We start from the raw sequence: 15005 nt of genomic DNA on the forward strand, positions 1-15005 counted from the left end.
TAAGCGGTCTAGCGACGCCCTTCGCGCAACCATCCGCCCAACAGGAATCCACCGGCCAACAACAGCACCAGCCAGGGCGGAAGCAAGCCAGCCTGGGTGACATCACGAGTTTCATAGGCGTCGCGCGGGGTCAGGCCGATCCAGCCGCGACCGGCTGCGGGTCGACCAGCGCGAACATTTCGGATTGAAGGCAGGCCCTCTTCTACCCGGATCGTACCCCCGCGCAGGCTGGCGAGAACCGGATTTAGGATCTCATCGGTCGCGATTGTGCGCTCAAACTCTTTGGGTGCGGCGGGGCCAAGACCAATCACCGCAGAATGTTCGCCCTCTTCCAGACGATAGAGGCCAATCTCAGGGCCGAAATATTGAGCCTCAAACCGACCGGGAGAGACTTCGTTCAGCGTGATCTCCAAAGTCTCGCCGTTGGGGCGGGTGACGGTGACGGGGCCAACCTCATCCTCCAGCGTTTGGCGAATGATGCGCATGGACTGGCCGTTTGCCTCGGCCCACAGGGCCTCTTCCTCAAGCTCGGGTTCTTTCATCATCCAGTGCGCCAGCCTGCGCAAAAGTTCCAGTTGCGGGCCACCGCCCTCAAAGCCGCGACTCCACAGCCATGCGTGATCTGAGGCCATCAGGGCCACACGGCCCTCACCCACACGATCCAGCACCAGCAGCGGGCGGTCATCGACTCCGGTCATCAGCATGTCACCGGACAATTGGCTGACGTCGATCTGGCGCAACCACGCGCCCCATGTCTCAGCATCGCCCAAATTGGTGGTCACCGGGTGTCGCTGACCCAGTTCTGAGACCATTGGCACATAACGCTCCTCATAGACGCGCGCGCTGGGTTTTGCCGGAAGAACCGGCCCCAGTGGTGAACGGAACAGGCTGTCGGCTGTGGCGAAATCGGGGCCCGCAGCAACCAGAACTGCGCCGCCGTTGACGATGTAATCGCCCACATTGTCCAGATAGATCGCGGGCAGGATGCCGCGCCGTTTATAGCGGTCGAAGATGATCAGGTCGAAATCATTGATTTTTTCCAGAAACAGCTCACGCGTCGGGAATGCGATCAGCGAAAGCTCATCCACTGGCACGCCGTCCTGCTTTTCCGGTGGCCGCAGGATGGTGAAATGGACCAGATCGACGGAACTGTCAGATTTCAGCAGGTTGCGCCAAGTGCGCCCGCCCGGATGTGGCTCACCCGATACCAGCAGGACGCGCAGACGATCGCGCACGCCGTTCATCTGGATCAAAGCGGTGTTGTTGCGATCAGTCAGCTCGCCCTCGGCCTGCGGGACAGTAAACTGAATGACGTTTCGTCCGCCATGCGGCAGCGTTATCGGCAGTTCGACATCCAGCCCGATGGGAATGGTGAATTGCTCGGGCTCTCCCCCATCGACCGAAATCTCCAGCGGTGCATTCGCAACGCCGACTGGTGCGGCCCCGGTGTCCTCGACCCGAAGGGTCAGTGTCACGGGCTCTCCGATGATGGCAAAGGCAGGGGCGTTGCGAACGATCAGGCGGCGATCCCAATCGCCCTCGCGCCCGGTTTGCAATAAGTGCATCGGCGCGGGCAGATCAGGTGCTTGGTCTACGTCATGAACGATACCGTCCGAGACTATGATGATGCCCGCAATCCGGGCCCGGGGTTCTTCAGCTAACGCCGCATTCAGGGCGGCCATCACTTGCGTTCCCTCATCCCCATCACCGTCACCAACCTGAATCCGGCGCAGCTCGGTGTTATCGCGGGCTTCGATCTCGGCGGCAAGTTCGTTTGCGGTCTGGGCGGTCTGTTCGGTGCGATCCGACAGGGTTTGGCTGGCGCTTTCATCCTCGATCATCAGCACGATATCGGTCAGCTGAGCGCGATCCTCGACCTGATAAACAGGGCCGCTGAGGGCGGCGAGGACAACCAGGGCTGCCAACCCGCGCAAGGCCCAGCCCGAAAGGCCGCGCAAGAGTGCCAGAACCACGCCTGACAAGGCAATCAATGCCACAACCGCCAGAATCGGCCATGGGATAAGCGGGTCAAAGATGATGGTTCCGGTCATTGTCCCAACCTGTCCAGAAGGGCGGGCACGTGGACCTGATCGGATTTGTAGTTCCCGGTCAGAACATGCATCACCAGATTAACACCAAAACGATTGGCAAGCTCTCTCTGCCGTTCCCCAGCATAGCCTCGGCCCACAGGCAGCAAAGATTGCCCATTGCGATCCACCGCCCAGGCCCCGGCCCAGTCATTGCCGCCGATCACCACGGGTGTGACGTTGTCATTGAGATTTCGGAAAGGCATCCCTTCGATCTGTTCGGCATCGGGCGGTGCAGCCTCGACCCAGACCTCGGTGCCGGAATAGCGCCCGGGGAAATCCTGTAGCAGATAGAAGGCGCGAGTCAGCACGTGGTCACGCGGGACCGGCTCTAATGAGGGGATATTCAGCGGTGCCGCCAATTGTTGCAGTTTGCGCCCGTTGGGACTGGATGCCCCGAAACCGGCGATATCGGCATCGCGCGTATCAAACAGGATCATCCCACCCGAACGTAGATAGGCGTTCAGTTTAGCATAGGCCTCGACCGAGGGTTGCGGTTGATCAGGCGTAATCGGCCAGTAGAGCAATGGAAAGAATGCCAGCTCATCACGCTCCAGATCAACGCCGATCGGGTCGGCAGGCTCAACCGAGGTACGGAAATGCAGCGTCTGCACAAGCCCACGCAACCCGGCCAATGCGATATCGTCGACCTCGGCATTCCCGGTCAGTACATGCGCCAGCACAAGCTCATGCGTCGCGCCCAACGCGAAATCGGTGTCATCGGGGTTCTGCGCCTGAACCTCGGATGCAAGGAACATGGCAGCAAGCGCAAAGGCGACGGGGGTGGCCTTGGCCAATCGCCCCGACAGCGCCAAAGACGCAATCACATCAACCGTCAGCAGCAATAGCGCAAGGCCAAGCAGCAACCCCTCCAACGGGGTCTCGGTGCTGATCTCCTGACCCCTGATCGGGACATCAGCGGGCCATGCCACCGGCGACAGCACAGCATCCTCGGCAAGAACGTTCCGCGCCAGTTTTTGTTTACCGCTTTCATAAAGCCCCGGGCGCAGGTCTGGCCCGATCTGGCCAGAAACCAGCTCGACCCCATCGACACCGGGCATTGTTCCTGCGTCTGTCAAAGTACCAAAGCCGTCCAAGATTTGGACCGGCTCCCATACGGTGCCTTGCATCTGCGCCTCTTGCCGTGATTTGGCGGCTGAGGCGACGGCGAGGCGATCCAGCATCTCAACAAAAAGACCCGACAAAGGCAGACTGGACCATTCGGCATCCGCGGTGACGTGGAACAGAACCACCTGTCCCAAACCCAGTGGTTTGCGGGTGACCAGTGGCGTGCCATCAGAGAGCGATGCAATCACCCGATCCGCCAAATTAGGGTCTGGTTGTGCCATGACCTGCGTGGTCACTGAGACATCTTCTGGGATCTCTAAACCATAGAATGGCGATTCTTCGGGGAAGGGCGCAAGCCCCTTGGCCTCACCCCAACTCATGGCGCCGCCGACCGATCGGCCACCGCTGCGCAGGCGGACCGGCAGCAGAGAATCTTCGGCATCGCGACCCAGATCACTGGCGGCCATGCGAGGGCCGGCAAAACGCAACAACAGACCGCCCTGTTCGACCCATTCGATTACTCCGGCCTGTTCGGAGTCGGACAATTTGGCCACATCCGCCAGCACGATCACATCCGGGTTGGCGGGCAGAACTTCGGCCAGACCACCTTCGACGAAATCTGCAGTGGGGATCAGAACCTGGGTCAGGTAGTGCAGCGGCGAGAGCAGTTCTAGCCCCTCACGGTTCAATGTCCCGGCGATCAAAGCAACCTCGCGTCGGCGCAGGCTGTCATCAGTGAGTGTCACCGCGCCGGCCGAGCGCTGGCCCTGAAGCTCGAACCGAGAGATCCGGGCGCGCAATTCAGAAGGCAACGCCAAATCGATTTGCGCCAGAGTAGAGCCGCTTTCGAACTCAAGCGGCGTGGATTGCAACACGCGCATCGCACCAGCCGGGTCGCGCCCTTGCGCCAGCACAGTGACGCTTTCGGCAGGCCCCGGATTAGCGCGCAGAACGTTGAGTTGGATGGCACCGTCCTGATACGTGGCGGGCAGGATCGCCGTTACAGGCGCAGAGGATTGGTAAACGATCACATCCCCACGCGCTTGCAGAGCGGAAGTCAGACGCTCATGGCCATCAAAAAACAGGCGGTCGCTGAACCAGTGGGTATCGAAGCCGCCCTCGACCTGCTCCAGAACGGCCAGTGTTTGGTCAATCTGCACATCGGCCGGCTGCCACGGCATCGGTGCGAGGCCTGGCAACCGCCCACGCCATGCCTCGGCAGCCTGAAACACTGGGGCCTCTGGCTCGGTCAGGCGCAGGATCGAAATGGGGCGACCCGCACGCCCGGCCTCGGTCAGTTGTGCGTCGATCTGATCAAGCGTTGATGACCAGCGTGTCGCACCCGCCCAGCTCGCATCCAACACCAGGAGCAGCGGCCCGGATCCGGTTTCATCGCGCGAGGGGTTCAGTACCGGCCCCGCCAGCCCGATGATAATCGCCGCCGCCGCCAGCATTCGCAGCAGAAGCAACCACCATGGGGTCCGATCCGAGACACTTTCGTCATCCTTCAGACCCAGCAGCAAGGTAACCGCCGGGAACAGGCGACGGATCGGCGCAGGTGGGACGGCGCGCAGGATCAGCCATAGGATCGGCAGGGTCAGAAGACCCAGCAAAATCCAAGGCGCGGTAAAGCCGATGCCCGCCAAAACCGTCATTGCGCACCCCCATCCAAGGCGCGATAGAGCCACAATAGAGCCGATTGCGCGCTGTCGCCCGTGTGGTGCAGCCCCATCTGCCATCCGGTCGCGCGGCACAGCTGAGTCAGCGCATCCTTGCGCGCCGCAAGGCGATCCAGATAGCGATCCCGCAGGTCCGCGGCTTTCAATGTCTCATGTCGGGCGGTGCCGCCGACGCTTTCAAAAATGGTGCGCCCGGAATAAGGAAAGGATTCTTCGCTGGGGTCCAGCACCTGCAGTAACACGCCACGGACCCCACGGTCAGCAGCCTTGGTCAGGGCCAGCTCGACCTCATCCAGAGATCCAAGGAAATCCGAGATGAACACCGCGCGCGCATGCGGGATCATGGCCCGGTGTTCGGGCGGGGCGTAATCGGTTTGTGCATCTTCGGACCATGCCTGCGCCAGCCGAATGATCTGCGCGTTGCCCCGGCGTGGAGGTAAGGTTGTACCGGTCAGACCAACCCGCTCACCACCGCGCACCAGCAGAATGGCGGTTGCCAATCCCAAAAGGCGGGCGCGGTCGGCCTTGGTCGGCAGGGTCTTATCCGATGCAAACCGCATCGATGCGCCCTGATCGACCCAAAGCATGATTGACTGCGCAATCTGCCATTCCCGCTCGCGCACGAATTGCTGATCACCGCGGGCCGAACGCCGGTGATCAATCATCCGGCGGCTGTCACCGATCTGTGCGGGCCGATATTGCCAGAAATCATCCCCCAGACCCGAGCGTCTGCGCCCGTGATCGCCCAACAACACGGTTCCGGCCAAATGTTCGGCGCGCGCCAAAAGGGGCGGCAGCCGAGACGCTTCGGCCTCGGACCTTTCGCGTAGGGTCTGGGCGGCGTTCACGCCGCAGCCTCGGTGCGGACCAGACCGGCGGCAGTTGACTCGATCAGATCAGACAAGCTGTCGCCGCGGGCACGCGCCGCAAAGTTTAGCGCCATCCGGTGGCTGAGGACCGGGCGCGCCATCTCCAGTACATCTTCGGCATTCGGGGCCAAGCGCCCCTGCAGCATTGCATTGGCTCGCACGGTCATCATCAGTGCCTGCGCAGCACGTGGACCAGGGCCCCAGGCAACGGTTTCCTTGACCCGCTCAGACACGCCCGCCTCATCCGGGCGGAAAGCTCGAACCAGATCGAGGATCAGTTCGACAACCGACTCGCCCACCGGCATCCGGCGCAGCAGGACCTGCGCGGCCAGCAAATCCTCTTTGGTGAATATTTGATGCGCCTCTGCTTCTTCTACACCTGTTGTGGCCAGAAGAATGTCGCGTTCGGTCTGGCGGTCGGGGTATTCCACGTCGACCTGAACCAGAAAGCGGTCAAGCTGAGCTTCGGGCAGTGGATAAGTTCCCTCCTGCTCAATCGGGTTCTGCGTGGCCAGCACGTGGAACGGCACGCCCAGATCCCGGTCTTCACCCGCAACCGTCACGGTTTGTTCCTGCATTGCCTGCAGCAGCGCCGATTGGGTCCGGGGGCTGGCGCGGTTGATTTCATCCGCCATCAGCAATTCGCAAAAAATCGGACCTGAGATAAAACGGAAGTGGCGGCTGCCGTCTTCGGCGGTGTCCAGAACCTCGGAGCCCAGAATATCGGCGGGCATCAGGTCCGGCGTGAACTGGATGCGATTGCCATGCAGGCCCATCACGGTCGACAACGTCTCGACCAGCCGCGTTTTTCCCAGACCCGGCAAACCGATCAACAAAGCGTGACCGCCGCACAAAAGCGCGGTCAAGGTCAGGTCCACGACCCTCTCCTGCCCGATAAAGCGGCGGGTGATCGAGGATTTGGCCTCTTGCAGCTTGTTTTCCAGCGCTTCGATCTCGGACACGAGGTCGGCAGGTTCGGACATGAGGTTCCCTTCCGTGGACTGTTATGATTGAAGTGTATCGCGCTGAGAGGAAATGGCAAAAGCAATGAGCGGACAAAAACCCGTGACCCCTTCTCCAGATGGTCTGGCGGCTTCGGTCAAAGCGGCCGAAACGCGGGGTTTACCGCCGGTTCACCTATGGAATCCTCCGTTTTGCGGCGATCTGGACATCAAGATCGCAAAAGATGGTACCTGGAGTTATTTAGGCTCACCGATCACCCGGTTCGAGCTTGTTAAGCTATTTTCCTCAATTCTTAAGAAAGAAGAGGGCAAATATTACCTCGTCACCCCGGTCGAAAAGGTGGGAATCACTGTCGAGGATGCGCCGTTCATTGCCGTTGATTTCGAGCAGGACGGCGAAGGTGAGGTTCAGCGTCTGACCTTTACGACACAGATGGGCGATACCGCCATCGCCGGGCCTGAGCATCCGATCCACATTGTCTTTGATGCGGAAACAGATGAGCCGTCCCCCTACATACTGGTTCGCGCGAACCTCGAAGCGCGTATTGATCGCAAAAGCTTTTATCGGCTGGTCGAGATCGGTAGCCATCACGATGGCTGGTTCGGTGTTTGGTCCGAGGGCCTTTTTTTCCCGCTGATCGCGTCTGACGCGCTGATGGATTAAACCGGTCGCGGTTTGCGGTCTTGTGCCAACACCACCGCCAGCGCCACAATCGCGGCGCCCAGCGCGCGGGTCCAGTTCCAGTCCTCACCCAGCGCCATCATGATCACCATCACATAAAACGGTGCGGTGTTGATGTGGAATGACGCAAGCGCCACACCCAGTTTCCCTACCGATGCGATGAAGAACACTTGGCTCAGGCCCAATGAGAACAGGGCATAGAATACCAGCATTCCTATCTGCGCCGTATCAACAGGCCGAGAGGGCATGACCTGCAGCCCCAGAAAACCGGCAACCGGCACCAGAACAGCGGCGGTCAACAATCCGCCCGCCAAGGTAATGGTGCCGCGGCCTAACTGGCTGAGCTCGGGGAAGTCGCGCGCAGTCGCCATACTGGCCCAGCAGAACAGCGCGGTTGAAAAAACTGCAAGTGCCGCGCCTAACCCTAACTGAGCCGGGGCCACGGCGCTGGTGGCAATCAGCCCACCAATGATTGAAATCACCATGCCTAGCACAAAGTTCCAGCGTAATCGGCGTGTTCCAGCGGCCAGTTCCAACAGAGTCGCAATCAAAGGCGCACACGAGGCGATAATGACAACGGTCACCGGGTCGGTCAGCTTCTGCGCCACAAGTATCAGGAACATCCCCAACCCAAGTCCCAGACCACCGACTAGAAAGGCATGACGCCACCGGGCACGCAACACCTGTTCCGGCCCATCCAGTACCAGCCAGATCGGCACCAAGACCAGCACGGCCAAAGTCATCCGCGCTGCAAACAGCGCGATGGGTGGCCAGCTTTGCAACAACACCTCAGCCGCAGGAAACCCCGCCGCCCACGTCAACATCGAAGCCACGGCAAGCGTATTGCCGGTGAACGCGGCCTGTCGGCTTTCGGCTACAGCAAGAGCGTGCCCGCGCGCGGGTTCGGGGCTCATGGCCATCGTCATCAAACCTTCTTGTTGGCACGGCCCTCGCAATGAAGCGCCGCATCGGTCAGATGCTTCCTGATTCGAAATCCTTTATCTGGCCGATTTTCGACAATCTGTCGTTTTCAGGCCCTTTCACAGTGCAGTTGTGATCGCTAGGTTCCGCAAAGCTCGACACCGGATGACCAATGCCCAGATTTGCCGCCAATCTTTCGCTTCTGTTTGCTGAATTGCCCTATCTCGACCGATTTACTGCCGCTGCGCAGGCCGGTTTTACAGCGGTTGAAATCCTCTTTCCCTACGATCTGGCTGCCAAAGAGACCCGCCGGGCGCTGTTATCAAGCGGGCTTGATCTGGTCCTGATCAACGCCCCACCCCCGAATTATACTGGCGGCCAGCCGGGTTATGCAGCCGTTCCAGGTGGTGGCCCTCGGTTTCAGTCCGACATTCGCCGCGTCTTGCGCTATGCCAGTGTCCTCAGGCCGCACAGGATTCACATTATGTCAGGGTATTCTTCTGGCCCTGAGGCCTTCGCCTGCTTTGTCGAGAACCTGCAATGGGCCGCAGATTTTGCGCCAGATCAACAGTTTACCATCGAACCACTGAACCCGATTTCGCAGCCGGATTATTACCTGAACGATTATAATCTGGCCGCCGAAGTGCTGGATCGTGTGAACCGAGCAAATGTCGGACTGCAATATGACAGCTTTCACGCACAGATGATCCATGGGGACGCGCTGGCAGTCTGGCACCACTTTCAGCCTCGCATCGTGCATGCTCAGATCGGGGCCGCGCCGGATCGCTCGGAACCCGGGCGAGGTGAGATGGATTTCCCAACGCTCTTCGCTGCGATTGACCAATCCGAGTATGATGGCTGGGTAAGTGCAGAATACACGCCCTCAACCCAGCGGACCCAGGACTCGCTGGCGTGGATGCGGCAATAGCGTCGGGATGAACGCTGGATTTTTGGGCCAAAATCGCGCAATTGGGGGCATCGCCACACCAAGGACGCCCTGCATGATCCCTGCCCGCTATGCCAATGCTCTGTTTTCCCTGATCATGTCCGGCCTGATGTCCTGCATCGTCACCGGCATTGCCACGCTCAAGGCAATTGGTCTTGGCCCGAGTACATTTTCAGATTGGATGGCATCCTGGGCCTTTTGCTGGCCCATTGCCTTCACTGTGATCCTGACACTGGGTCCGTCCGTGAAACGACTGATCGCTCGCCTAGTCAGGCCCGAGGCCTGACCCGCTGCAAAGAGGGCCCGCAGGGCTTGATGAGCAGCGCTGCCCCTAGTGCGCCTCCGCCCAGTTCGCGCCCTGGCCAGCATCGGCGACCAGCTTGATTTCAAGCTTAACCGCAGGGTCCGCCGCCCCCTCCATTACCGCGCGCGCGACCGAGATAGTCTGATCCACCGCATCTTCAGCCACCTCAAACAGCAATTCGTCATGCACCTGCAGCAGCATCTTGGCAGGCAGGCCGTTGATTGCATCCGGCATCCTCACCATCGCGCGCCGGATCACATCCGCCGCCGTGCCTTGGATCGGCGCATTGATCGCCGCGCGGCGCGAGAACCCGGCATGCGGCCCCTTGGCATTGATCTCGGGCGTATGGATTTTCCGCCCGAACAGGGTCTGGACATACCCGTTCTCTTTCGCAAAGGCGATCGTGTCGTCCATATAGCGACGAATACCGGGGAAACGTTCAAAGTAGCGATCAATAAAGCCCTGCGCATCCGCGCGCGGAATGCGCAGATTGCGCGCAAGGCCAAAGCCCGAAATGCCATAGATCACACCAAAGTTGATCGCCTTGGCTTGCCGCCTGATATCGGGTGTCATCTCGTCCAGCGGTACGTCAAACATTTCGGACGCGGTCATCGCGTGAATATCCAAACCATCGGCAAAGGCCTGTTTCAGGGTCGGAATATCCGCGATATGGGCCAATATCCGCAGCTCAATCTGGCTATAGTCGAGACTGACCAGCACATTGCCCGGCTCGGCTATGAACGCCTCGCGAATACGGCGGCCTTCTTCGGTCCGCACTGGAATGTTCTGCAGGTTCGGATCGGTAGAGGCCAAACGGCCGGTATTCGCCCCAGTGATCGAATACGACGTATGCACCCGGCCCGTGTCTGGGTTGATATGGGTCTGCAACGCGTCGGTGTAAGTCGATTTCAACTTTGAAAGCTGCCGCCAGTCCAGCACCCGGCGCGGCAATTCATGTTCGGTGGCCAAGTCCTCAAGAATATCAGCCCCAGTCGAATATTTGCCAGTTTTACCTTTCTTGCCGCCCTCAAGCCCCATCTTATCGAACAAGATTTCACCCAGCTGGGCGGGTGAGCCAACATTGAAACTTTCGCCCGCCAACTCGTGAATTTCAGCCTCTAACTCGGCCATTTTCTGGGCAAACGCGTTTGACATACGGCTGAGAACATCGCGGTCAACCTTGATGCCATGCATCTCCATCTCGGTCAGCACCGGTACCAATGGGCGTTCAAGCGTTTCGTAAACCGTCGTCACCTGCACCTGGTGCAGCTGCGGCTTGAACAGCTTCCAAAGGCGCAGCGTGATATCCGCGTCCTCGGCCGCGTAGGCAGTCGCTTCGTCTATCGGCACTTTGTCAAACGTGATCGCCGACTTGCCCGAGCCTAGCAGCGGTTTGATCGGAATCGGCGTATGGCTGAGATAACGTTCAGACAACGTATCCATCCCGTGCCCATGCTCACCGCCGTGCATCGCGTAAGACATGAGCATCGTGTCATCTATCGGAGAGACATTTACACCGTAGCGTCTGAATATCTTGGCATCGTATTTCATATTCTGCCCGATCTTCAGGATCGACGGATCCTCAAACATCGGTTTCAGCAGGTTTAGAGCCTCATCCAGTGGCATCTGCCCCTCAGCCAATGCGTCTGAACCGAATAGATCATCTGCCGATCCATCCCGATGGGTAAGGGGGATGTAACAGGCCTCACCAGCCTCGACACAAAGCGAAATCCCCACCAGGTCGGCGATCATTTCATTCAAGCCGGTGGTCTCGGTATCGACGGCCACCCAACCACGCTCATACGCCTGATCAATCCATTTCTGTAGGGCGGACGCGTCGCGGACGCATTCATATTTCGATGCATCGAAAGGCAATACCTCAACCTCTGCCTCCTCGACCGCCGGAGCAGGTGCATCAGCGATAACAGGCGCTTCGGCCCCCAGCTTATCGGCAATACGTTTCGTAAGGGTACGGAATTCCATCTCTGCCAGAAAGCCCAGCAAGGTATCGGCATCTGGGTCTTTCACCTCAAGGTCGTCCAGAGTGAAATCCAGCGGTGTGTTCTCGTCCAGCTGCACCAGCTTTTTCGACAATTCGATCTGATCGCGCTTTTCGATAAGGGTCTGGCGGCGCTTGGGCTGTTTGATCTCTTCGGCACGGTCCAACAAGGTTTCCAGATCGCCGTATTCATTGATCAGCAGCGCCGCAGTCTTCACCCCAATGCCCGGTGCCCCGGGAACGTTATCAACCGAATCCCCCGCCAGCGCCTGCACATCAACCACACGCTCAGGCCCTACACCGAATTTCTCGAAAACGCCATCGCGGTCGATGCGCTTGTTCTTCATCGCATCCAGCATCTCGACACCACCGCCAACCAGCTGCATCAGGTCTTTGTCCGAGCTCACAATGGTCACCCGCCCACCGGCCTCACGCGCCTGAACGGCGAGGGTGGCGATGATGTCGTCGGCCTCATACCCCTCCAACTCTTTGCAGGCGATATTGAAGGCCTTTGTCGCCTCTCGGGTCAGCGGCATCTGCGGGCGCAAATCCTCGGGCATCGCTTCACGATTGGCTTTATAGAGATCATACATGTCATTGCGGAAGGTGTGTGATCCCTTATCAAAGATCACCGCCACATGGGTCGGCGCATCTGGCCCGGCGTTCCCCTCAACATATTTCTGCAGCATGTTGCAGAACCCTGAAACAGCCCCAATCGGCAGCCCATCCGATTTCCGCGTCAGTGGCGGCAGCGCGTGATAGGCGCGGAAGATAAAGGCCGATCCATCAATCAGGTGCAGATGGCAGCCTTTTCCAAATTGGGTCGTGGTCATGTGAGGCTCCTGCGCAGTGTTGCGCCAAGTTGTACCGAAGCGCAGAACGAAAGACGAGGCCGCTTATCCAATTCGTTACGACGGATTTGCCTGAGGCCTGGCCTCAGCCATTCGAAAAAGAGCGCTGATCTGCATTCCATGCCAAACCGGCTTTCTCGGCAATCAACGCGAACTGTTTGTTCAGCGAGCGATCATTCAAACGACGCGACAGGCTGCGTAACGGGACCAAGTTCCGCTCTCCATACCCATCGATCAGAAAACAGGCCGGGCCTGCACCTCGTGTTCCGTAGACGATATTCGAGCTTTTGACGTCACGCGCGACGATATGAAGGTCGAACATCTGCCCGACAAATCTGTTCAGCGCATCCAGAGCCGAGTCATCCAGCCCGCTACGAATGACTTCATAGAGCTTTGGAGCAAGCCCGCCTTCAAGACCCGCGATACGCTCGACAACCACACCTGCCCCACGGGTGGTCTGGACCACACCCAACATTCTGGACAGGGGAGAGTGCTCGATATTCGCTCCGAGTTTCAATGATACGCGCAGCTCGCATTCCAGCTCTTTCAAGGTGCTGCGATATTGCGCCTCGGGGAACAGTTTCCACGCCAAACGTTTCCCAAGCCGATGCGAGACGCGATCGCCAGAGCGGGTGAAAACCTTGATCAGCAGGTCTGGGTGGCCGGGAAAGTCAAAGACACTGCGCACGGTCCCATTTGCGATTGGCTGGCTGTCAGAAAGATTGATCGCTTTGGCTGTGAACAGCATTTTCAATACTCGCCGATACCGACCGCTAGCCGCCCTGACTGCCCTTATGCGTCCCGTTCAGAAACCGCGCCGCGCAGCACATATTTGCAGTCACAATAGGGGCATTCGACCCAACCGGTGCTTTCGGGGATCTGCAGCCAGACGCGCGGATGGCCCAGCGCACCCTCACCGCCATCGCAGGCGACGCGGGTTGAATCGACAATCTTGGTTTCCGGCGCTTCGGTGGTCACGGCTGGCGATCCTTCTTTGGTTGTCGGCCTCGCGGGCATGTAATAGGTGCGTTTATGAGCGATGAGCAATCCGGGGGCAAGGGCCACATGTCCGATGCGGCAATCACAATCAATTCACTGCGCAAGACTTATCGCGGGGCCAAGGGCCAACCCGAGAAACAAGCGCTGAAAGGCATTGATCTGATCGTGCCGCGAGGGTCTGTGTTTGGTCTGCTTGGCCCGAACGGCGCAGGCAAATCGACCCTGATCAACATTCTGGCGGGGTTGGTTGTCAAAACATCCGGGAACGTCTCGATCTGGGGCTTCGATCAGGATCGTAACCCACGCCAATCCCGTGCCGCCATTGGCGTGATGCCGCAAGAGTTGAACCTCGACCCCTTCTTTACGCCGCGCGGCGCGTTGGAGGTTCAGGCCGGCCTGTATGGTGTTCCCAAATCGAACCGGCGGAGCGATGAGATTCTTGAACTCGTCGGCCTTGCCGATAAGGCCGATGCCTATGCGCGCACGCTCTCGGGTGGGATGCGGCGACGTCTGCTGCTGGCCAAGGCGTTGGTGCATCATCCCAAAATTCTGGTGCTGGACGAACCCACCGCCGGAGTAGATATCGAGCTGCGCCAGATGCTGTGGGCCAATGTGCGTAAGCTGAACGAACAGGGCATGACCATTATCCTGACCACGCATTATCTGGAAGAAGCGCAAGAGATGTGCGACGAGATCGCCATCATCAATCATGGTGAAAAGATCGCTCAGGACAGCACGGCCAACCTGCTGGGCCGGATGGACAGCCGGACCATGGTGATCGTTCCGGATGGCCCGGTTCAGACACTGCCCGAAACTGACGATGTAACCACAACACAGCGCGAGAATGGCGATCTGGTGCTGCAGTACCGCAGCACCCTGACCACCGCCGAACAAGTATTAGAGGCGGTGCGCCAAGCCGGTATCCGCATTCGGGATGTGCGCACCGAAGAGGCCGACCTAGAGGATGTGTTCCTTGCCCTCACCTCAAGCCGGGCCGACGACGTTTCGGTCGATGACCCGAACCAGCCCCGTCGTGGGATGCACCGCGTCAAGCTTTAGGCGCGATCGATCCGCGCGTGGTAGCAATTGTTCAAAGCGGATCGGATGTGGATATAAGCAACGTCAGCGCGGGAAAAGATGTTTTCAGCCGCCTCCTGCAACTGGGCCTGCGGAGTGATAACCCCGGTTCCATAGACGATCCGATCGTCCGCACCATAGCCTTTGATCAGGTAGTTGGGAGAGTCGGTCAGTGCCTCGGGCAACGTATCATTATCTTCATAGCGCCTGCAGTCGTCGGCACACAGGAAGATCGGGCCAGTTTCCGCATATGGCTGTGGTTCCGGGAAGGGCCGATGCGCCAGTACCAGCATTTCTTTACCCTCTGGAATGTATGTCATGCAATGGCGGCAGGGATTGCCTGCCCCATTGGAAACCGCGCGCTCTGGCGCGTTACCGTATCCATCGGGCGCTCCTGCGCGATAGGCCTGAACCTGCTCTGTCGGAAGGGCTGATATTCTGTGCATGATGTATCTCCTTGAATTGAAGCGATCATGACAATCGCTGTATTTGAACTCGACCCGATTCCTGCGCATTGCAAAATCTGCAACCCTGCCTGCCAAAGAATGTTAGCGATAAAAT

At 59.1% G+C, this 15005-nt stretch carries 13 protein-coding genes; 4 read left to right on the forward strand and 9 right to left on the reverse strand.

Features of this window, described 5'->3' with window-relative positions; genetic code table 11:
• Positions 1-8: 8 nt before the first annotated feature.
• From ACR0NN_RS18830 to ACR0NN_RS18845, 4 genes are read right to left on the reverse strand one after another with little or no spacing between them, the layout of a single operon-like run.
• Entirely contained in the window at positions 9-2051 is a 2043-nt protein-coding gene (locus ACR0NN_RS18830) for a hypothetical protein (protein WP_170725159.1), read from the reverse strand.
• Positions 2048-4810, reverse strand: coding sequence for a DUF4159 domain-containing protein (locus ACR0NN_RS18835; RefSeq protein ID WP_170725158.1), 2763 nt, complete (start codon positions 4808-4810; stop codon positions 2048-2050). Before ACR0NN_RS18835 ends, ACR0NN_RS18830 begins: the two co-directional genes overlap by 4 nt.
• Complete coding sequence (locus ACR0NN_RS18840) at positions 4807-5682, reverse strand: DUF58 domain-containing protein (protein WP_170684368.1); 876 nt, start codon at positions 5680-5682, stop codon at positions 4807-4809. The genes ACR0NN_RS18835 and ACR0NN_RS18840 overlap by 4 nt, the downstream gene beginning before the upstream one ends.
• Positions 5679-6686 (reverse strand): AAA family ATPase, encoded by a 1008-nt coding sequence (locus tag ACR0NN_RS18845; RefSeq protein WP_170725157.1) that lies wholly within the window; start codon positions 6684-6686, stop codon positions 5679-5681. Before ACR0NN_RS18845 ends, ACR0NN_RS18840 begins: the two co-directional genes overlap by 4 nt.
• Positions 6687-6750: 64 nt before the next feature.
• On the opposite strand from ACR0NN_RS18845, the gene ACR0NN_RS18850 reads away from it, so the two are divergent.
• Positions 6751-7329, forward strand: coding sequence for a DUF1285 domain-containing protein (locus tag ACR0NN_RS18850; protein WP_170725156.1), 579 nt, complete (start codon positions 6751-6753; stop codon positions 7327-7329).
• Here the strand turns inward: ACR0NN_RS18850 and ACR0NN_RS18855 are convergent.
• A complete protein-coding gene (locus ACR0NN_RS18855; RefSeq protein ID WP_480685293.1) occupies positions 7326-8261 on the reverse strand; it encodes a DMT family transporter in 936 nt (311 codons plus the stop codon). The two genes, ACR0NN_RS18850 and ACR0NN_RS18855, sit on opposite strands and share 4 nt — an antisense overlap.
• Positions 8262-8440: 179 nt before the next feature.
• Here ACR0NN_RS18855 and ACR0NN_RS18860 point away from each other — a divergent pair, with 179 nt between their 5' ends.
• Both ACR0NN_RS18860 and ACR0NN_RS18865 read left to right on the forward strand, forming a co-directional pair.
• Positions 8441-9196 (forward strand): TIM barrel protein, encoded by a 756-nt coding sequence (locus tag ACR0NN_RS18860; RefSeq protein WP_170684371.1) that lies wholly within the window; start codon positions 8441-8443, stop codon positions 9194-9196.
• 73 nt (positions 9197-9269) lie between these two features.
• Complete coding sequence (locus ACR0NN_RS18865) at positions 9270-9500, forward strand: DUF2798 domain-containing protein (RefSeq protein WP_170684372.1); 231 nt, start codon at positions 9270-9272, stop codon at positions 9498-9500.
• Positions 9501-9545: 45 nt separating this feature from the next.
• Here the strand turns inward: ACR0NN_RS18865 and polA are convergent, their stop codons facing one another.
• The 3 genes from polA to ACR0NN_RS18880 form a co-directional block, all read right to left on the reverse strand.
• Positions 9546-12350, reverse strand: a complete 2805-nt coding sequence (gene polA, locus ACR0NN_RS18870) for a DNA polymerase I (RefSeq protein ID WP_170725155.1) — start codon at positions 12348-12350, stop codon at positions 9546-9548.
• A gap of 103 nt (positions 12351-12453) precedes the next feature.
• The gene (locus tag ACR0NN_RS18875; protein WP_170725154.1) at positions 12454-13116 is read right to left on the reverse strand and encodes a YrbL family protein; all 663 of its coding nucleotides are present in this window, start codon (positions 13114-13116) and stop codon (positions 12454-12456) included.
• 44 nt (positions 13117-13160) lie between these two features.
• Entirely contained in the window at positions 13161-13346 is a 186-nt protein-coding gene (locus ACR0NN_RS18880; protein WP_170725153.1) for a zinc-finger domain-containing protein, read from the reverse strand.
• 87 nt (positions 13347-13433) lie between these two features.
• Between ACR0NN_RS18880 and ACR0NN_RS18885 the strand changes: the two genes are divergently transcribed.
• Complete coding sequence (locus tag ACR0NN_RS18885) at positions 13434-14426, forward strand: ABC transporter ATP-binding protein (protein WP_170725267.1); 993 nt, start codon at positions 13434-13436, stop codon at positions 14424-14426.
• Here the strand turns inward: ACR0NN_RS18885 and ACR0NN_RS18890 are convergent.
• Positions 14423-14890, reverse strand: coding sequence for a DUF1203 domain-containing protein (locus ACR0NN_RS18890; RefSeq protein ID WP_170725152.1), 468 nt, complete (start codon positions 14888-14890; stop codon positions 14423-14425). The genes ACR0NN_RS18885 and ACR0NN_RS18890 overlap by 4 nt on opposite strands.
• Between the last annotated feature and the right edge of the window lie 115 nt (positions 14891-15005).

It is taken from the genome of Ruegeria sp. BA2 (genome assembly GCF_056539605.1).